A 17,942-nucleotide genomic window follows, 5' to 3' on the forward strand; every position below is an offset into this window, starting at 1 on the left:
CTAGACGTCGAAGTACAGCTCGAACTCGTGCGGGTGCGGACGCAGCTGCAGCGGGGCGATCTCGTTCGTGCGCTTGAAGTCGATCCACGTCTCGATCAGGTCCGGCGTGAACACGTCGCCCTGGAGGAGGAACTCGTGGTCGGCCTCCAGGGAGTCCAGGACCGCCGGGAGGGAGGTCGGGACCTGCGGGACGCCCGCGTGCTCCTCGGGGGCCAGCTCGTAGAGGTCCTTGTCGATCGGCTCGGCCGGCTCGATCTTGTTCTTGATGCCGTCCAGGCCCGCGAGCAGCAGCGCCGAGAAGGCCAGGTACGGGTTGCCGGAGGAGTCGGGCGCGCGGAACTCGACGCGCTTGGCCTTCGGGTTCGAGCCGGTGATCGGGATACGCATGGCCGCGGAGCGGTTGCGCTGCGAGTACACCAGGTTGACCGGGGCCTCGAAGCCGGGCACCAGGCGGTGGTACGAGTTCACCGTCGGGTTGGTGAAGGCCAGCAGCGACGGGGCGTGCTTGAGGATGCCGCCGATGTAGTAGCGGGCGGTGTCCGACAGGCCCGCGTAACCGGCCTCGTCGTAGAACAGCGGCTGGCCGCCGGCCCACAGCGACTGGTGGACGTGCATGCCCGAGCCGTTGTCACCGAAGATCGGCTTCGGCATGAAGGTCGCGGTCTTGCCGTTCTTCCACGCCACGTTCTTCACGATGTACTTGAACAGCTGGAGGTCGTCGGCGGCGGCGAGCAGCGTGTTGAACTTGTAGTTGATCTCGGCCTGGCCGGCGGTGCCCACCTCGTGGTGCTGGCGCTCGACCTTCAGGCCGGCCCGCTCCAGCTCCAGGGAGATCTCGGCACGCAGGTCGGCGAAGTGGTCGACCGGCGGGACCGGGAAGTAGCCGCCCTTGTAACGGACCTTGTAGCCGCGGTTGTCCTCCAGGGCACCGGTGTTCCAGGCGCCGGCCTCGGAGTCGATGTGGTAGAAGGACTCGTTCGCGCTGGTCGCGAAGCGGACGGAGTCGAAGACGTAGAACTCGGCCTCGGGGCCGAAGTACGCCGTGTCGGCGATGCCGGTGGAGGCGAGGTAGGCCTCGGCCTTCTTCGCCACGTTGCGCGGGTCACGGGAGTACTGCTCGCCCGTGATCGGGTCGTGGATGAAGAAGTTGATGTTCAGCGTCTTGTCACGGCGGAACGGGTCCACCCGGGCGGTCGACAGGTCCGCGCGCAGCGCCATGTCGGACTCGTGAATGGCCTGGAAACCCCGGATCGAGGAGCCGTCGAAGGCGAGCTCCTCGTCGGCGTCGAACGCCTCCGCAGGCACCGTGAAGTGCTGCATCACGCCCGGGAGGTCGCAGAAGCGGACGTCGATGAACTTGACGTCCTCGTCCGCGATGAACTTCTTGGCCTCGTCGGCGTTCTGGAACATCCAGCTCCTCCTACTCCCGACCGTCCCGCCGGGGTGGTAGTTCGATCGTGCGGCCAGTGCGGGTGGCACACGCTGACCTCGACCCTAGGGACGGGTGATTTCTCGGGCGTGACTCATTTGTTTCGCACAAGTTAACCGGCTCTCCCACCACCGTAGCCCCGGCGCACCCCGCCGTGCCCGGGTCATTTACGGGCGCAGTACCGTGGACGGGTGGACAACAGGCAAGCACTCGGATCGTGGCTCTCCGGGCCCCGCGCGGCCGCGGAGGAGGCCGGTGTCGACTTCGGATACCGGGGCGAACAGCTCGGTCTGCCCGAGGAGGGGCCCGGCTCGATCGCCCGCCCGGGCCGCCGCCTGGGCGCCCTCGCCGTGGACTGGGGCCTGAGCCTCCTGATCGCATACGGCCTCATCACCCAGAGCTACAACGAGGCGGCGCAGATCTGGGCGCCGCTCATCATGTTCGCGCTGATGGTGCTCACGGTCGGTACGGTCGGCTTCACCCCGGGCAAGCGCCTGTTCGGCCTGCGCGTGCTGGCGCTGGAGAGCGGCCGCGTCAGCCCCTGGCGCTCCGCCCTGCGCACGGTCCTGCTCTTCCTGGCGATCCCCGCCCTGATCTGGGACCGCGACGGCCGAGGCCTGCACGACCGGCTCGCGGGCACGGTCGAGGTCCGGATCTGATCCCCGGGTACGGCCGCTGATCCCCGCGCACGGCCACTGATCCCGCGTACGGCGAAGGGGCGCCCGGAGTGTGGTCCGGGCGCCCCTTCGCCGTACGGGCGCGGGGGGATCAGCGGGCCTTCGGCCCGCCCTTCGGCAGCCGCATGCCCTTCGGCATCGGCCCCTTCGGCAGCGGCATGTTGCTCATCAGGTCGCCCAGGGCGCGCAGCCGGTCGTTGGTGGCGGTGACCTGCGGGCCGGTCAGCACGCGCGGCAGCTTCAGCATGGTCGTGCGCAGCTTCTTCAGCTCGACCTGGCCCTCGCCCGTGCCCACGACCAGATCGTGCACCGGGACGTCCGCGACGATGCGGTTCATCTTCCGCTTCTCGGCGGCCAGCAGGGTCTTCACCCGGTTCGGGTTGCCCTCGGCCACCAGCACGATGCCGGCCTTGCCGACCGCGCGGTGCACCACGTCCTGGTTGCGGTTCATCGCCACCGCGGGGGTCGTCGTCCACCCCCGGCCGATGTTGTCGAGCACCGCCGCCGCGGCACCGGGCTGGCCCTCCATCTGCCCAAAGGCGGCCCGCTCGGCCCGGCGCCCGAACACGATCGCCGTCGCGAGGAAGGCGAGCAGGAGGCCCAGGATGCCGAGATAGATGGGGTGGCCGATCAAGAAACCGATCGCGAGGAAGACACCGAAGGTGACGATTCCGACAGCCGCGAGTACAAGACCGATCTTCTTGTCGGCCCTGCGGGTCATCTTGTAGGTCAGGGCGATCTGCTTCAGTCGCCCGGTGTTCGCAGCGTCCGCTGCGGTTTCCTTCCTCGCCATGCCACGAAGTCTACGTGGCCGCACAAGCGCGGACGACGGCGGTGTCCGCGCGGCCCTCGGGGGAGGAGGTCCGGGCTCAGGGGCGTACGGAGGCGGACCGGGTGAGGGACTGCTCGAGGACGCGCTGCGCCTCGACCCGGTCCTTGGCGCGACGGCGGTCCTCCAGCACGGAGGTCCAGGCGTTGCGGCGGGCGGTGCGCTGACCGCTGCTCATCAGCAGCGACTCCACGGCGCGCAGGGCGGTCGTGAAGGACGGAATCGCGGTGGCGCGAACAGGCGCGGCCTGCATGGGTGAGGTCCCCCCTCGGTAAGGGTGTACGTGCTGTGAGTCCAGCGTCACTGTTTGGTGTTACCAGGGCGTGACCGACCGGTCAAACACCCATGAAGGCCCGGCGGGGAGCGGCGAAACGCCGACGCGGTCCCGACAGGCGCCCTCATCTGCGAGGACGGTCAGGACCGCGTCGAATCGGTCGCTACCGGCGGGTAGCGTCTTGTGCGGGAATTCACACGCTTGTCCCTTCCCCAGCCGGGGAAGGACGGTGACGGTTCGTCAGACGGCCTGGGGCGCGATGCGTGCGTCCCGCTGCTCCATGGCCATCCGGTAGAGCCGCCCGGCGCGATACGAGGAGCGCACCAGCGGGCCGGACATCACGCCGGAGAAGCCGATCTGCTCGGCCTCCTGCTGCAGCTCCACGAACTCCTGCGGCTTGACCCAGCGCTCGACCGGGTGGTGCCGCACGGAGGGCCGCAGGTACTGCGTGATGGTGACCAGCTCGCAGCCCGCGTCGTGCAGCTGCCTGAGCGCGTCGCTGACCTCCTCGCGGGTCTCGCCCATGCCGAGGATCAGGTTGGACTTGGTGACCAGGCCGAAGTCGCGGGCCTCGGTGATGACCTTCAGGGAGCGCTCGTAGCGGAAGCCGGGGCGGATGCGCTTGAAGATCCGGGGGACCGTCTCGACGTTGTGCGCGAAGACCTCGGGGCGCGAGGAGAAGACCTCTTCGAGCTGCTCGGGGATCGCGTTGAAGTCGGGGGCCAGCAGCTCGACCTTGGTGTGCCCGCCCTCGCGGCCGGCGGTCTGCTGGTGGATCTGGCGCACGGTCTCGGCGTACAGCCAGGCGCCGCCGTCCTCCAGGTCGTCGCGGGCGACGCCGGTGATCGTGGCGTAGTTCAGGTCCATCGCCACCACGGACTCGCCCACGCGGCGCGGCTCGTCGCGGTCGAGCGCCTCGGGCTTGCCGGTGTCGATCTGGCAGAAGTCGCAGCGCCGGGTGCACTGGTCGCCGCCGATGAGGAAGGTCGCCTCGCGGTCCTCCCAGCACTCGTAGATGTTCGGGCAGCCGGCTTCCTGGCAGACCGTGTGCAGGCCCTCGCTCTTCACGAGGTTCTGCATCTTCGTGTACTCGGGGCCCATTTTCGCCCGGGTCTTGATCCACTCGGGCTTGCGCTCGATGGGGGTCTGGCTGTTGCGGACCTCCAGGCGCAGCATCTTGCGTCCGTCGGGTGCGACTGCGGACACGACCGGCTCCCTAGCGTTGATTCTTCGGCGACCTCAAGGGTACGCCCGTGGATTTGAATGCCTCTGTGTGGTGTCAGCCCCTCCCCACGGGCATTTATGCCGCCGGTGTCCTCTCGATCTCCCGGGGCTTGAGGTCGGCGTTCTCCAGGACGTCCCGCAGGTGGCGCTCCACCACGGGCAGGACCTCCTCGATCGTCACGTCACGGCCCAGCTCGCCGGCGAGGGAGGCCACGCCCGCGTCGCGGATGCCGCAGGGGATGATCCGGTCGAACCACTTGTTGTCGGGGTTCACGTTGAGCGCGAAGCCGTGCATCGTGACGCCCTTGGCGACGCGGATGCCGATGGCGGCGATCTTGCGGTCCTCGCGGCGCTGGCCGGCGTTGGACGGGGCGTACTCCGGGCCGTTCAGCCGGGGGTCGAACTCCTCGTCGTGCAGCCGCGGGTCGAAGTCCAGGGAGAGCCCGCCGAGTGCGGGCCGCTGCTCGACCGGGTCGCCCAGCACCCACACGCCGCTGCGGCCCTCGACCCGGGTGGTCTCCAGGCCGAACTCCGCGCAGGTGCGGATCAGGGCCTCTTCGAGGCGGCGGACGTGGGCCACCACGTCCACGGGGCGGGGCAGCTTCTGGATCGGGTAGCCGACCAGCTGGCCGGGGCCGTGCCAGGTGATCTTGCCGCCGCGGTCCACGTCGATGACCGGCGTGCCGTCCAGGGGCCGCTCGTTGTCCGCCGTGCGCCGGCCGGCCGTGTAGACCGGCGGGTGCTCCAGGAGCAGTACGGTGTCGGGGACCTCGTCGGCGAAGCGCGCCGCGTGCACCCGGCGCTGCTCGTCCCACGCCTCCTGGTACTCGACGGCCTCGTCACCGAACCCCATACGGACGAACCGCAACTCACTCACGGCAAGCGCCTCCCTCGAACGGGTGTGTAAGGCACGTATCGCGCCCAAGCCACTGTACGTCCGGCCCGCACGCGTCAGTCCCGGGGTCAATCCTCACACGATCGGATGAATGTCCGGGAAAATGTGTGATGGGGTGCTTACTCTCCGCTACATTCGCGCCGTCCAGCAAGGCATAAGGCCTGCTCACAGGCAATCCGCGCACATCACGAAGGCCGGAAGGCAGGAGACCGCACCGCAGATGACGGAACGACCCGCGCAGCGCACCCCCAACCGACAACTCGCCGCGCTCATCGCAGAAGCGGGGTTCTCCAACGCGGGACTCGCCCGTCGCGTGGACCAGCTCGGTCTCGAACACGGGCTCGACCTCAGATACGACAAGACATCCGTCACCCGGTGGCTGCGCGGCCAGCAGCCCCGCGGCACCACGCCCGCACTGATCGCCGAGGTCTTCACCCGGCGCCTGGGCCGCCGCCTCACCGCCCAGGACCTCGGCCTGGACGCCTGCGCCCCCGTCTACGCGGGCCTGGAGTTCGCCGCCACCCCCGAGGAGGCCGTCGACATCGTCAGCGGGCTGTGGCGCAAGGACTCCGGCAGCCACGCCGAGCTGCGGAAGATCGCCTTCACCCCGGCCGGGCTCGTCGTGCCGAGCCGCGACTGGCTGATCGGCCGCGCCGACGAGAAGGTGGCCCGGGGCGAGCAGACCGCCGCCCGCATTCCGGCGCAGGGCCGCCCCGCCGCCCGCTTCCCGGCCACGGCCGAGCAGGGTGTGCCCGTCCTGCCCCGCCAGCGCGGCCAGGCCGAGCGCGGACCCGGCCAGCGGGTCACCGCCGGGGACATCGCCGCGCTGCGCTCGGTCGGCGAGCTGTTCCGCACGCTCGACGACGCCTACGGCGGCGGCCACGCCCGCCAGGCCCTGGTGCGCTACCTGGAGCACGAGTGCGAGCCGATGCTGCGCGGCACCTACGGCGAGCAGACCGGCCGCCGCCTGTTCGCCGCCGCCGCCGACCTGACCCGGCTGGCCGGCTGGACCTCGTACGACATCGCCGCGCACGGGCTCGCGCAGCGCTACTTCGTGCAGGCGCTGCGGCTGGCCCAGGCGGCCGGAGACCGGGCGTACGGGGCGTACGTGCTGGTCACCATGAGCCGGCAGGCCGTCTACCTCGGGCACGGGCGGGAGGCCGTCCAGCTGGCCCGCGTGGCCCAGCAGGGCGTCGGCACCTCGGGCCCGCCCGTCGTCCAGGCCCTGCTGCACGCCGCCGAGGCGCGCGGGCACGGCGTGCTCGGCGAGGTCCGGGCCTGCACCGCCGCCCTGGTCCGCGCCGAGCGCGCGCTGGAGACGGCCCGGCCCGGGGACGACGTACCGCACTGGGCGAGGTTCTTCGACGAGGCCCAGCTCGCCGACGAGTTCGGCCACTGCCACCGCGACCTGCAGCAGTTCCGCGCCGCCGCCCAGCACGCGGAACGCTCACTCCAGCTGCGGGCACCGTCCTACGCCCGCAGCCGCCTGTTCTGCCGCGTCGTCCTCGCCACCGCCCGCCTGGGTCTCGGCGAACTCGACCAGGCCTGCCAGCTGGCGGCCGAGGCGGCGGGCCAGGCGGCGGAGATGCGCTCGGTACGGGCGGTGGAGTACGTGCGGGACTTCGAGCGGAGGCTGGAACCGTACAAGGACGCGGCTCCGGTGCGGACGTACCGCGACAAGGTGGCGGCGCTGGGATAGGGATCCTTCCGGAGGACCGCCTAGGCGGCCCTGGGAACGGTCGGCACGGGGTCCGCGACGTGCATCGACCGCCCCGCCCCCAGGTCCGCCAGGATCGCCGCGGACGCCCGATGCCCGGAGTGCAGAGCGCCCTGGACCGTGCTGGTGTCCCGGTGATCGCCGCACACGTACAGCCCCGCGAGCAACCGCACCGGCCGCCGCAGATCATGCGGCGGCCGCATCGCCGGCACGGCCTCGGCCGTGCGGAACACGGCCAGCGTCTCCCAGCGGGACGTCGACACCCCGTACAGCCGGGCCAGGTGCATCCGCACGGCCGTGTCGACGTCCCCCGGCGGCCGCCCCAGCACGGTCGACGACACCAGCGCCCGCCCCGCCGGAGCCCGGGACGGATCGACCTGGCTGACCACCGCCGTGTGCGCGACCGGACCGCCCAGGTCCGCGTCGAGCAGCAGCGACGACCCCGTCCCCGGCGGCTCGTCGGTCGTGTGGTGCACCACCGTCACCGGGTGGAACTCCGGCACCCGCAACCCGGGCAGCAGCCCGGCCGCGGCCCGCGCGCCCGTGGCCACCAGCACCGCCCGGCACCGGATCTCGCCGTGTTCGGCCGTGGTCACCGAGGTCGTCGAGACGGACGTGACCCGCACACCCGTGTGCACCGTGCCCGCCGGCAGCATCTGCGCCAGCCGCTCCGGCAGCGCCTCGGCGCCGCCCTCCGGCAGGCACAGCCGGCCGCTCGCGAAGGCGCGCAGCGCGAGGTCCGCGCACCGGCTGGACGTCGTCAGGTCCGGGTCGCACAGCAGGGCGGCGAGCAGCGGGCGCAGGAAGCCGTCGATCGTCCGGGCGGGCAGCCCGCGTGCCGCCAGGGCCTCACCGGCGGGCGACTCCGGGCGGGCCAGCAGCCGTTCGGCCGGGGTGCCCGCCAGCCGGGTCAGCGCGGCCCCCAGCCGGGCCTGGTCCACGGCCGTGCCGAGCGGGGCGCCCGACCGGCTCCGCGGGACGGAGACCTGACGGCCGGGCACGGCCGCCGGCCGCCGGAGCGGCCTCGGCACGGACGGCTGGCGAGGCGCACTCGCCAGCGTGCGCACCGCGTGCAGTGCGCCCCGTGCGCCCCCTGCGCCCGGCTGGACGCCCGCCCGATGGTGGCGGCCGTCGCCGTGCAGCAGGACACCGGGCGCGAAGGGCCGCAGGGCCAGCCCGCCCAGACCGGGTGTCAGCCGTAGTTCGGGATACGCGGTGGACAGCAACTGGCCGACCCGGTCGAGCCGGAAGCCGTCGATCTTCTCCGTCGCCATGCGGCCGCCGACGCCGTGGGCGGCCTCCAGGACCATGGTCGTCACTCCTGCGCTGGTCAGCCGGAGCGCGGCCGAGAGTCCGGCGACCCCGGCCCCCACGACGACCACGTCCGCCTGGTAAGCGGGCTCAAGCACGTGCCCCTCCTCGAGGTTGCGCGGGCGCTGGAGACGTCATGCCCTCAACAGGCCGCAGCGATACGCGAGTTCCGGTCGAGGGTAGGGCCGTGATCGGTCAGCGGGAGTCGCGCATCGGCAGGGCACGGTCGCACGGCGGTCGCATACGCAAGCCGTGTGGGCGTGAAGTGGTCGCAGGGGTCACAGAGCCGCCCGGATCGCCCCCTCGATGTCCGGGAACGCGAACCGGAAACCCGACTCCAGCAGCCGCGTCGGCAGGACCCGGGCGCTGCCGAGGACGTCCCCGGCCATCTCGCCGAGCACCGAACGCAGCACGGGCGCGGGCACGGCGAACGGCGTCGGCCGGTGCAGCACCCGCCCCATCGCCGCCGTGATCTCACGGTTCGTCAGCGGGTTCGGGGCGGTGAGGTTGAACGGCCCCGACAGGCCGTCGGTGTCGATGAGGTGCCGGATCGCGGCGACCTCGTCGTGCAGCGCGACGAACGACCAGTACTGCCGCCCGTCGCCCATCCGCCCGCCCAGCCCCGCCCGGAAGAGCGGCAGCATCCGCTGCCACGCCCCGCCGTGGCGGGACACCACCAGACCGGTCCGGGTGAACACCGTGCGGACACCGGCCTCCCGGGCCGGTGCCGTCGCCGCCTCCCACTCCACGCACAGCTCGGGCAGGAAGCCCGTCCCGGGAGGCGCGTCCTCGTCCACCGCCCGGTCACCGGTCTCGCCGTAGTAGCCGATGGCGCTGCCGTTCACGAAGACCCGGGGCCTGACCTCGTCGTCCAGGGACGCGACCGCCCGGGCGAGCGCCGCCGTGCCCTTCACGCGGCTGTCGCGGATCCGCCGCTTGTAGGCGTCCGTCCAGCGGCGGTCGCCGACCCCGGCCCCCGCGAGATTGACCACCGCGTGGCAGCCGGCGAGCCCGGCCGCGTCCGCGCGCCCGCCCTCCGGGTCCCACCGGACCTCGTCCTGCGTGCGCGGAGTTCGGCGCACGAGGCGCACCACTTCGTGCCCGTCCGCGGTCAGGGACCGCACCAGGGCGCTGCCGATCAGACCGGAGGCGCCGGTCACCGCGATGCGTCGCATGGCTCAATCCTGCCCGCCGACGGGACAAAACCCCCGTCGGGGCGGCGTGCGCCCGGCGTAACGTGCCCCCATGCCGACTCCGCACATACGCCCCGCACGCCCCGAGGACGAGGACGCACTGGGGCGGCTCGACCGCGCCACGTGGTCCCCGCTGCACGCCGTCCAGCCCCGCCCCGAACCCCCGTACGGCCCCTTCTTCAGCGAGCACGACCCCATGGCGCAGTGCCTCGTCGCCGAACTCGGCGGGGCCCTCGCCGGCTACCTCCGGCTGGGCACGCCGACGCCGCTCGCCTGCAACGCCCACGTCCGGATGATCCGCGGGCTGGCCGTGGCGGAGGAGGCCCGCGGGCACGGCGTCGCCCGGGCCCTGCTGCGGGCGGCGGGGGAGGAGGCCCGGCGGCTGGGCGCGCGGCGCCTCACCCTGCGTGTGCTGGCCCACAACACGCCCGCCCGCGCGCTCTACGCGTCCGAGGGGTTCGCCGTGGAGGGCGTCCTGCCCGAGGAGTTCTTCCTCGACGGCGCGTACGTCGACGACGTGTTCATGGGCCGCTTCCTCTGAGCCCGGCGACAGCCGGCTACGACGCCGCCAGCTCGCCCGTGTCCACCGGCGCCGTCGCGCCGGCCGCCCGCTCCGCGTCCGGGGCCACCTCGTCCGCCGTCAGCACGTAGCCCGTCTCGGCGTCCGAGGTGGAGCGGGCGAAGACCACGCCGAAGACCCGGCCGTCCGTGGTGAGCAGGGGGCCGCCCGAGTTGCCCGGGCGGACCGTGGAGCGGATCGAGTAGATCTCGCGGACGGCCGTGCCGTCGTTGTAGATGTTCTGGCCCGTCGCCCGCACCCGGTTCGCGACCGTCGCCGCCTGGAGGTTCAGGTCGCCGTCCTGCGGATAACCCGCGACGACCGCCGAGTCGCCGCGCTCGGCGTCGTCGTCGAACCCGAGCACGGGCGCCCTCAGACCCGGTACGTACAGCACGGCCACGTCCTTCTGCGGGTCGAAGAGCACCACCCGGGCCTCGTACGTGCGCCCGACCCCGCCGATCTGCACGGTCGGCTCGTCGATGCCGGCCACCACGTGGGCGTTGGTCATCACGCGCTCGCGGGCGTACACGAAGCCGCTGCCCTCGCGGCCCTGCGTGCCCGCGACGCCCTCGACCTTCACCGTGCTCCGCTTGGCGGCGTTCGTCGCGGCCGCCGTGACACTGTCGCCCGAGGGCCGGGCGACCTCGGCCGTCGACTCGTTCTCGAACGGGTTGAAGACCTGCGGGAACCCCGCCTGGGTCAGCGCGGAGGTGGCCTGCGAGAACCACGCCGGAGTCGTCTCCGGCATCGTCCGCTGCACCGCGGCGAGCAGCCGTGAGTCCCTGATCGCCGACGTGACCAGCGGCGACGAGGAGGCGCCCAGGACGCTCGCGACGACCCACGCCACGATCAGCACGGCGACCGAGTTGGCCACGGCCCCGCCGATCCCGTCCGCCACCCTGAGCGGCCCCCGGTCCAGCTCCCGCCGCAGCCGCAGCGCCAGGCGCCCCGCCAGCTCGTGGCCCACCACCGCGGGCAGCAGCACCGTGAACACCGCCGTCACCGTCGCCCGGGTCGTGCCCGGCTCCACCAGGTCCATGACCCAGGGCAGGATCCACACGCCGACGGCCGCGCCGCCCACGAAGCCCGCCAGCGACACACAGCCGGCCACCAGTCCGCGCCGGTACCCGGACGCCGCGTAGGCCAGGACGACCAGCAACAGCAGGATGTCGAGCAGGTCCACGCAACGCCGCCTTTCTCTCGGACCCTCCAGTACGTGGGGGAAGGGCCCGGTGATCAGTCACCCGCGCGCGGATGATCGCAACCGGCCACGCGCGCGTGCACTCGGAGAAACGTCGCGGACCGTGACGATGGTTCCACCGGGTGGCACACCACACATCGCGGACGGACCGGATCAGGCCGACAGTGGGACCATGCGTGTCTACCGAGGGCGGCGGAGTGCGCGGGGGCGCCGCGCCGCCGGGGCACCCGGCATAACCGGTATGCCGCGCGCGGCCCGGGTGGCGCTCGGCTGCCTGCCGGGCGTCGCCGCCGTCGTCGCGCTGGTGCTGTGCGCCCACGGCGTCGAGAACGCCGCCGAGACCCCGGCCCGCGCCGCCCCGGCCCGCTCCACCGCCACGCCGTACACCGCCCCCCGGCCGACCGTCGTGCCGCGCTCGCACTGGCTGGGCGACGCCGCCCGCCGGCAGCCGCGCCCGCGCTACGACGACCGCGTCTCCGCCGTCTTCGTCCACCACACCGACTCGCCCAACGGCTACGACTGCGCCGACGCGCCCCGCATCATCCGGGACCTCTACACCGGCCAGACCGGCAGCCGCGACTGGGACGACATCGGCTACAACTTCGTCGTCGACCGCTGCGGCACGATCTACGAGGGCCGCGCCGGGGGCGTCGAGCGGGCCGTCACCGGCGCCCACACCCAGGGCTTCAACCACCGCACCACCGGCATCGCCGCTCTCGGCACCTTCACCGCGGGCCTGCCCGTGCCCCGGGCCATGATCCGCGCCATCGCCGCGCTGTCCGCCTGGAAGCTGGGCCTGACCGGCACCGACCCGAGGGCCGATGTCCGTCTGGTCTCCAGCAACGGCCTGAGCCGGTACGCGGCCGGAACCACCGCCGAACTGCCCGCCGTGGCCGGTCACAACGACGGCTACATGACCAGCTGCCCGGGCGCCGCCCTGCACGCCCGCCTGCCCGAGATCCGGCAGCTCGCGGCCCGGCTCCAGGGCCGGCCCGCCCGGGCACAGCAGGGCCACGCCGAACGCGCCGTGTCGTCACATCCGGGCCCCCCACCGTCGTCCCCGCAGACAGCCGACCGGAGGTGGGGACGATGAACAGCAGCGCTACGCGCGAGCGGCCCCCCTGCGCCACGCGGTGCGGGCAGGGCAGACGCACGCGTACCTCCCGGCCGGCACCAGCCGTCGCCGGGGCGTGTGATCAGCCCCTGAAGCGCTCCCACAACCGCGGATAGCGCTCGGCGAGCAGCCGCTCGTCCTCGAAGTCCAGCGGGGTGCCCTCCGGCTCGGCGGGCGGGGGCGGGAGCTCCAGGTCGGGCGCGACCACACCGGTGAGCTGCTCGTAGGCCTCGTCGGCCGCGTAGCCGAGCTCCTCACCGTCGCCGTCGATCTCCTCGTCGAAGTCACCGAGGAGGTCGGCGAGCGCGTCCGGGTCGTGCAGGGCGCCCTCGAAGACCTCCCGGCCCTGGCCGATCAGCCAGCAGCGGAAGAAGTCGAAGGCGTCGTCGCTCGCCCCGTCGAGCAGCACCCAGGCGGCGCCCCACAGGTCCCAGCGGTAGGCGCGGTTGTAACGGGACTCGAAGTGCCGGGCGAAGTCCAGGACCGAGTCCGGGTCCAGCCGGGCGAGCCGCTCCACGAGCAGGTCCGCCTGCTCCTCCGGGTCGCCCTCGGCGGCCTCCCGGGCGTCGTCCACCAGCTCCCAGAACTCCGTCTCGTCCATCACGGGTCAAGCATCGGCCCTGGGGCACGGGGGCGCACCCGGAGTGCGCGGGATCGTTATGCGCCGCCGGCGGACCGGTAGAGGCGGGCCAGCCGCGCCGCGTCCGCCGCGAACCGCTCCCGCAGGCCCTCCGGCGCCAGCACCTCCACCTCCGGGCCCAGCGCCGTCAGCTGCGTGTGGGCGACCTCCTCGGACTCCACCGGCAGATCCACCCTCACCCACCCGTCGCCGTCCGGCGCGTCCGCCTCGGCCAGGGCCTCCCGGGCCGACAGCGAGTCGAGCGCGTACGGCAGCCTGCGCACCCCCTCGGGGGACAGGCGCACCAGGACCCGTGCCCGCAGGATGGACCGCGCGAACTGCTCCGCACGCTCCTCCCAGAACGCGGGCAGGTCGAACTCCGGCTCCCGCTCGAAGCGCTCCGCGCCCGGCTCCACCGCCGTGAACCGGTCGATCCGGTACACCCGGAAGGACACGCCTGGCGCCACCCGCGCGCACAGGTACCAGACGCCCGCCTTCAGCACGAGCCCGTACGGCTCCAGCTCCCGGCGGACCTCCTCCTCCCCGCGCCGGTAGCGCGCGCTGATCCGCCGGTCGTCCCACACCGCGTCCGCGACGGCCGGCAGCAGCGCGGGCGTCTTCGGTTCCCTGAACCAGTTCGGCGCGTCCAGGTGGAACCGCTGCGCCGCCGTCCTGGACGCGTCCCTGAGGGAGGGCAGCAGCGCCGCCGACACCTTCAGCCGGGCCGCCGAGGCCGCGTCCTCCAGACCCATCTCGCGCAGCGCGCCCGGCACCCCGGACAGGAACAGCGCCTCGGCCTCGCCGCGGTGCAGCCCCGTCAGGCGCGTCCGGTACCCGCCGACCAGCCGGTAGCCGCCGGCCCGGCCCCGGTCCGCGTAGACCGGCACACCCGCCTCCGACAGCGCCTGCGCGTCCCGTGTCACCGTCCGCTCCGACACCTCCAGCTCCCGGGCCAGCTCGGCGGCCGTCATGGAGGGCCGGGACTGGAGCAGCAACACCATCTTGATCAGCCGGGCAGCGCGCATGGCCACATCATGCAGCAGGCCCCCGCCGGGGCGGGGGCCTGCGGTCACGGTCCTTACAGACCGTACTTCTCGCGTGCTTCCTTCACGGACGCCGCCTTGACCTCGCCGCGCCTGGCGAGCTGGGCCAGGGCCGCGACGACGATGGACTCGGCGTCGACCCCGAAGTGGCGGCGTGCCGCCTCACGGGTGTCCGACAGGCCGAAGCCGTCGGCGCCCAGCGAGGACCAGTCCTGCTCCACCCACTGCGCGATCTGGTCCGGGACCTGGCGCATGTAGTCGGAGACCGCCAGCACCGGGCCCTCGGCGCCCTGCAGCGCCTGCCGGACGAACGGCACCCGCTCCTCACCGCGCAGCAGCGCCTCGTCGGCCGCCAGGGCGTCCCGGCGCAGCTCGCTCCAGGACGTCGCCGACCACACGTCGGCCGCCACGCCCCACTCCTCGGCGAGCAGCCGCTGCGCCTTGAGCGCCCAGTGGATCGCCGTGCCGGAGCCGAGCAGCTGGATCCGCGGGGCGTTCGCCGGCACGGTCACGCCCGCCGACTCCGCCGTGTTGAAGCGGTACAGGCCCTTGACGATGCCCTCGTCGATACCGGCGACGGCCGGCTTCGCCGGCTGCGGCAGCGGCTCGTTGTAGACGGTCAGGTAGTAGAAGACGTCCTGGTCCTCGCCCGGGGCGGCCTCGCCGTACATCCGGCGCAGCCCCTCCTTGACGATGGCCGCGACCTCGTAGGCGAACGCCGGGTCGTACGTCAGGGCCGCCGGGTTGGTCGCGGCGATGACGGGGGAGTGGCCGTCGGCGTGCTGCAGGCCCTCACCGGTGAGCGTGGTGCGGCCGGCCGTGGCGCCGATTAGGAAGCCGCGGCCGAGCTGGTCGCCGAGCTGCCACATCTGGTCGGCCGTGCGCTGCCAGCCGAACATCGAGTAGAAGATGTAGAACGGGATCATCGCCTCGCCGTGCGTCGCGTACGACGTCGAAGCGGCGATGAAGTCGGCCATCGAACCGGCCTCGGTGATCCCCTCGTTGAGGATCTGGCCGTTCTTGGCCTCCTTGTAGTACATCAGCTGGTCACGGTCGACCGGCTCGTACGTCTGGCCCTTGGGCGAGTAGATGCCGAGGGAGGGGAACAGCGACTCCATACCGAAGGTACGGGCCTCGTCCGGGACGATCGGCACCCAGCGCCTGCCCGTCTCCTTGTCGCGGACCAGGTCCTTGACCAGGCGGACGAACGCCATGGTGGTGGCCACGTTCTGCGAGCCGGAGCCCTTGTCGAAGGAGGCGAACGCCTTCTCCGCGGGGGCGGGCAGCGGGGCGACCGGGTGCACGCGCCGGGCCGGGGCCGGACCGCCGAGGGCGGCACGCCGCTCCTGCAGGTAGCGGACCTCGGGGGAGTCGGCGCCCGGGTGGCCGTAGGGGACCACGCCGTCGACGAAGTCGCTGTCCTTGATCGGCAGGCCGAGCAGGTCGCGCATGGCCTTGAACTCGTCCACCGAGAGCTTCTTCATCTGGTGGTTGGCGTTCTTCGACGCGAAGCCCTCGCCGAGGGTGTGGCCCTTGACCGTCTGGGCCAGGATCACGGTCGGCGCGCCCTTGTGCTCGACGGCGGCCTTGTACGCGGCGTACACCTTGCGCGCCTCGTGACCACCGCGCGAGAGGTGGAAGCACTCCAGGATCTTGTCGTCGCTCAGCAGCTTCGCCATCTCCACCAGCGCCGGGTCGGCGCCGAAGAAGTCCTGGCGGATGTAGGCCGCGTCGCGCGTCTGGTACGTCTGGATCTGCGCGTCCGGCACCTGGCGCAGGCGGCGTACCAGGGCGCCGGTGGTGTCGAGCCGGAACAGCTCGTCCCAGGCCGTGCCCCACAGCGTCTTGATCACGTTCCAGCCGGCGCCGCGGAACTGGGCCTCCAGCTCCTGCACGATCTTGAAGTTGGCGCGGACCGGGCCGTCCAGGCGCTGCAGGTTGCAGTTGATGACGAACGTGAGGTTGTCCAGCTCCTCACGGGCCGCGAGCGCCAGGGCCGCCGTCGACTCGGGCTCGTCCATCTCGCCGTCGCCGAGGAACGCCCACACGTGCGAGGCGGAGGTGTCCTTGATGCCGCGGTTGGTCAGGTAGCGGTTGAAGCGCGCCTGGTAGATGGCCGACAGCGGGCCGAGGCCCATGGAGACCGTCGGGAACTCCCACAGCCAGGGCAGGCGGCGCGGGTGCGGGTAGGAGGGCAGGCCGTTGCCGCCCGTCTCCCGGCGGAAGTTGTCGAGCTGCTGCTCGCTCAGCCGGCCGTCGAGGAACGCGCGGGCGTAGATGCCGGGGGAGGCGTGGCCCTGGATGTAGAGCTGGTCGCCGGAGCCGTCGGTCTCCTTGCCCTTGAAGAAGTGGTTGAAGCCGGTCTCGTAGAGCCAGGCGGCGGAGGCGAAGGTGGCGATGTGGCCACCGACGCCGTACTTGCTGCCCCGGGTCACCATCGCGGCCGCGTTCCAGCGGTTCCACGCGGTGATCCGCTGCTCCATCGCCTCGTCACCGGGCACGTCCGGCTCGGCGGCGGTGGGGATGGTGTTGACGTAGTCGGTCTCGAGGAGCTTCGGCAGCGCGATGCCGGCGCCCTCGGCGCGCTCCAGCGTGCGGCGCATCAGGTACGCGGCACGGTGCGGCCCGGCTGCCTCGGTGACCGCGTCCAGGGAGGCCTGCCATTCGGCGGTCTCCTCCGGGTCCCGGTCGGGGAGCTGGTCGAGCTCGCTGGCCTGGATGGCGTTGGGGTCGGTCATGTCGCCGCCTTCCTCAGTCGAAGGGGGTTCCCTCACGTAAGGGGATCGGGGGTGCCCTTTGTCTTTGGCAGGACAGGGCTGAGGCTTGGGTGGCAAGCCCGTCGGCGACTGTAACTCGCTGATCGATGATCGATCAAAGGGTTGAGGGATAAAACCTCTTGATCACGAGAAAGTAGGCACGGGGTGCCGCCGACGGTGGCACGCGGTGACCGTTTTCCGGAAGGTTTCCGCAGGTCGGAGGCGTTTGAGCGGGGTTGCGCTCGGGTGTCACGCCCGGGGCGCGCAGCCCAGCACGTGCGCCTTCACCAGTTCGGCGATCCGGGGGTCGCGGCGCTTGAAGGCGGCGACCAGCTCCTCGTGCTCCTCGGCGTAGGACTGCTGCTGGGTGCCCAGCCAGCGGATGGACAGGGCCGTGAACACCTCGATGCCGAGGCCTTCCCAGGTGTGCAGGAGCACCGAGTTGCCGGCGGCGCGGACCAGTTCGCGGTGGAAGGCGACGGTGTGCCGGACCTGGGCCGTGCCGTCGGAGACGCGGTCGGCCTCGTACAGGGCGCTGACGTGCGGTTCCAGCGCCGAGCAGTCCTCGGCGAGAGTCCGGGCGGCCAGCTCCGCCGCGATGGCCTCCAGGCCGGCCCGGACCGGGTAACTCTCCTCCAGGTCGGCGGCCGTCAGGTTCCGGACGCGGACGCCCTTGTTCGGGGCCGACTCGATCAGGCGCAGCGACTCCAGTTCGCGCAGGGCCTCGCGGACCGGGGTCTGGCTGACCTCCAGTTCGGTGGCGATGCGCCGCTCGACGATCCGCTCACCCGGCTGCCAGCGGCCGCTGATGATGCCCTCCAGGATGTGCTCGCGGATCTGCTCGCGCAGCGAGTGGATGACGGGCGCGGTCATGAGGGCTCCTCGGTCGGGATGTGACGCTTAGACAATACGGCTGGTGCGCTCCGTGGGTGGGGCAGGCGGGGGTGCCCTGGTGCAGGTGAGACGAGGCGCACACGGTGTCTGCGGCGCTTGTGGGTTCGGGCCGGACGGTCCGCGGGCGGCTGCGGGCCGTTCGTGGCTCGTCGCGCAGTTCCCCGCGCCCCCGGGTACGACGGTGCCCCGCCCGGGAGACCCGGACGG

At 72.5% G+C, this 17,942-nt stretch carries 16 protein-coding genes; 4 read left to right on the plus strand and 12 right to left on the minus strand.

Annotated elements, in window-relative coordinates; genetic code table 11:
- Nucleotides 1-1,410 carry a type I glutamate--ammonia ligase gene (gene glnA / locus RIN80_RS15935; RefSeq protein ID WP_309096258.1) on the minus strand — a complete coding sequence of 470 codons (1,410 nt, stop codon included), beginning with the start codon at nucleotides 1,408-1,410 and terminating at the stop codon, nucleotides 1-3.
- A gap of 210 nt (nucleotides 1,411-1,620) precedes the next feature.
- Between glnA and RIN80_RS15940 the strand changes: the two genes are divergently transcribed.
- Nucleotides 1,621-2,088 (plus strand): RDD family protein, encoded by a 468-nt coding sequence (locus RIN80_RS15940; protein ID WP_309096259.1) that lies wholly within the window; start codon nucleotides 1,621-1,623, stop codon nucleotides 2,086-2,088.
- 109 nt (nucleotides 2,089-2,197) lie between these two features.
- Here RIN80_RS15940 and RIN80_RS15945 read toward each other — a convergent pair whose 3' ends face one another.
- The 4 genes from RIN80_RS15945 to lipB form a co-directional block, all read right to left on the minus strand.
- Complete coding sequence (locus RIN80_RS15945) at nucleotides 2,198-2,899, minus strand: DUF4191 domain-containing protein (RefSeq protein ID WP_094056590.1); 702 nt, start codon at nucleotides 2,897-2,899, stop codon at nucleotides 2,198-2,200.
- A 76-nt stretch (nucleotides 2,900-2,975) separates the two neighbouring features.
- Nucleotides 2,976-3,188: a hypothetical protein gene (locus RIN80_RS15950; protein ID WP_309096260.1), complete on the minus strand. Its 213-nt coding sequence runs from the start codon at nucleotides 3,186-3,188 to the stop codon at nucleotides 2,976-2,978.
- A 261-nt stretch (nucleotides 3,189-3,449) separates the two neighbouring features.
- Nucleotides 3,450-4,415 (minus strand): lipoyl synthase, encoded by a 966-nt coding sequence (gene lipA / locus RIN80_RS15955; protein ID WP_309096261.1) that lies wholly within the window; start codon nucleotides 4,413-4,415, stop codon nucleotides 3,450-3,452.
- A 94-nt stretch (nucleotides 4,416-4,509) separates the two neighbouring features.
- Entirely contained in the window at nucleotides 4,510-5,310 is an 801-nt protein-coding gene (lipB, locus tag RIN80_RS15960) for a lipoyl(octanoyl) transferase LipB (RefSeq protein WP_309096262.1), read from the minus strand.
- A 238-nt stretch (nucleotides 5,311-5,548) separates the two neighbouring features.
- Between lipB and RIN80_RS15965 the strand changes: the two genes are divergently transcribed.
- Nucleotides 5,549-7,027, plus strand: a complete 1,479-nt coding sequence (locus tag RIN80_RS15965; RefSeq protein ID WP_309096263.1) for a regulator — start codon at nucleotides 5,549-5,551, stop codon at nucleotides 7,025-7,027.
- Nucleotides 7,028-7,047: 20 nt separating this feature from the next.
- Here RIN80_RS15965 and RIN80_RS15970 read toward each other — a convergent pair whose 3' ends face one another.
- Entirely contained in the window at nucleotides 7,048-8,454 is a 1,407-nt protein-coding gene (locus RIN80_RS15970) for an NAD(P)/FAD-dependent oxidoreductase (protein ID WP_309096264.1), read from the minus strand.
- A 180-nt stretch (nucleotides 8,455-8,634) separates the two neighbouring features.
- Nucleotides 8,635-9,531 carry a TIGR01777 family oxidoreductase gene (locus tag RIN80_RS15975; protein WP_309096265.1) on the minus strand — a complete coding sequence of 299 codons (897 nt, stop codon included), beginning with the start codon at nucleotides 9,529-9,531 and terminating at the stop codon, nucleotides 8,635-8,637.
- Between the two features lie 70 nt (nucleotides 9,532-9,601).
- Here RIN80_RS15975 and RIN80_RS15980 point away from each other — a divergent pair, with 70 nt between their 5' ends.
- Nucleotides 9,602-10,090 carry a GNAT family N-acetyltransferase gene (locus RIN80_RS15980; RefSeq protein WP_309096266.1) on the plus strand — a complete coding sequence of 163 codons (489 nt, stop codon included), beginning with the start codon at nucleotides 9,602-9,604 and terminating at the stop codon, nucleotides 10,088-10,090.
- 16 nt (nucleotides 10,091-10,106) lie between these two features.
- Here the strand turns inward: RIN80_RS15980 and RIN80_RS15985 are convergent, their stop codons facing one another.
- Nucleotides 10,107-11,291, minus strand: a complete 1,185-nt coding sequence (locus RIN80_RS15985; RefSeq protein WP_309096267.1) for a MarP family serine protease — start codon at nucleotides 11,289-11,291, stop codon at nucleotides 10,107-10,109.
- A 259-nt stretch (nucleotides 11,292-11,550) separates the two neighbouring features.
- Here RIN80_RS15985 and RIN80_RS15990 point away from each other — a divergent pair, with 259 nt between their 5' ends.
- The gene (locus RIN80_RS15990) at nucleotides 11,551-12,402 is read left to right on the plus strand and encodes a peptidoglycan recognition protein (protein ID WP_309096276.1); all 852 of its coding nucleotides are present in this window, start codon (nucleotides 11,551-11,553) and stop codon (nucleotides 12,400-12,402) included.
- A gap of 103 nt (nucleotides 12,403-12,505) precedes the next feature.
- Here RIN80_RS15990 and RIN80_RS15995 read toward each other — a convergent pair whose 3' ends face one another.
- From RIN80_RS15995 to RIN80_RS16010, 4 genes are all read right to left on the minus strand, one after another.
- On the minus strand, nucleotides 12,506-13,024 hold the full coding sequence (locus tag RIN80_RS15995; protein WP_309096277.1) for a DUF4240 domain-containing protein: 519 nt from the start codon (nucleotides 13,022-13,024) through the stop codon (nucleotides 12,506-12,508).
- Between the two features lie 56 nt (nucleotides 13,025-13,080).
- Nucleotides 13,081-14,067 (minus strand): WYL domain-containing protein, encoded by a 987-nt coding sequence (locus tag RIN80_RS16000; protein ID WP_309096268.1) that lies wholly within the window; start codon nucleotides 14,065-14,067, stop codon nucleotides 13,081-13,083.
- Nucleotides 14,068-14,120: 53 nt separating this feature from the next.
- Nucleotides 14,121-16,823 carry a pyruvate dehydrogenase (acetyl-transferring), homodimeric type gene (aceE, locus tag RIN80_RS16005; RefSeq protein WP_309096269.1) on the minus strand — a complete coding sequence of 901 codons (2,703 nt, stop codon included), beginning with the start codon at nucleotides 16,821-16,823 and terminating at the stop codon, nucleotides 14,121-14,123.
- A 267-nt stretch (nucleotides 16,824-17,090) separates the two neighbouring features.
- Nucleotides 17,091-17,714 carry a GntR family transcriptional regulator gene (locus RIN80_RS16010; protein ID WP_309096270.1) on the minus strand — a complete coding sequence of 208 codons (624 nt, stop codon included), beginning with the start codon at nucleotides 17,712-17,714 and terminating at the stop codon, nucleotides 17,091-17,093.
- Nucleotides 17,715-17,942 lie beyond the last annotated feature (228 nt).

Origin of the sequence: Streptomyces sp., assembly GCF_031181705.1 — a bacterium.
Taxonomy (GTDB): Bacteria; Actinomycetota; Actinomycetes; order Streptomycetales; family Streptomycetaceae; genus Streptomyces.

Bases quoted from the DNA above. Each gene is read 5' to 3' on its own strand.
- glnA (WP_309096258.1), bottom strand. From the start codon at position 1,410: ATGTTCCAGAACGCCGACGAGGCCAAGAAGTTCATCGCGGACGAGGAC.
- RIN80_RS15945 (WP_094056590.1), bottom strand. From the start codon at position 2,899: ATGGCGAGGAAGGAAACCGCAGCGGACGCTGCGAACACCGGGCGACTG.
- RIN80_RS15950 (WP_309096260.1), bottom strand. From the start codon at position 3,188: ATGCAGGCCGCGCCTGTTCGCGCCACCGCGATTCCGTCCTTCACGACC.
- RIN80_RS15965 (WP_309096263.1), top strand. From the start codon at position 5,549: ATGACGGAACGACCCGCGCAGCGCACCCCCAACCGACAACTCGCCGCG.
- RIN80_RS15975 (WP_309096265.1), bottom strand. From the start codon at position 9,531: ATGCGACGCATCGCGGTGACCGGCGCCTCCGGTCTGATCGGCAGCGCC.
- RIN80_RS15980 (WP_309096266.1), top strand. From the start codon at position 9,602: ATGCCGACTCCGCACATACGCCCCGCACGCCCCGAGGACGAGGACGCA.
- RIN80_RS15990 (WP_309096276.1), top strand. From the start codon at position 11,551: ATGCCGCGCGCGGCCCGGGTGGCGCTCGGCTGCCTGCCGGGCGTCGCC.
- RIN80_RS15995 (WP_309096277.1), bottom strand. From the start codon at position 13,024: ATGGACGAGACGGAGTTCTGGGAGCTGGTGGACGACGCCCGGGAGGCC.
- RIN80_RS16000 (WP_309096268.1), bottom strand. From the start codon at position 14,067: ATGCGCGCTGCCCGGCTGATCAAGATGGTGTTGCTGCTCCAGTCCCGG.
- aceE (WP_309096269.1), bottom strand. From the start codon at position 16,823: ATGACCGACCCCAACGCCATCCAGGCCAGCGAGCTCGACCAGCTCCCC.
- RIN80_RS16010 (WP_309096270.1), bottom strand. From the start codon at position 17,714: ATGACCGCGCCCGTCATCCACTCGCTGCGCGAGCAGATCCGCGAGCAC.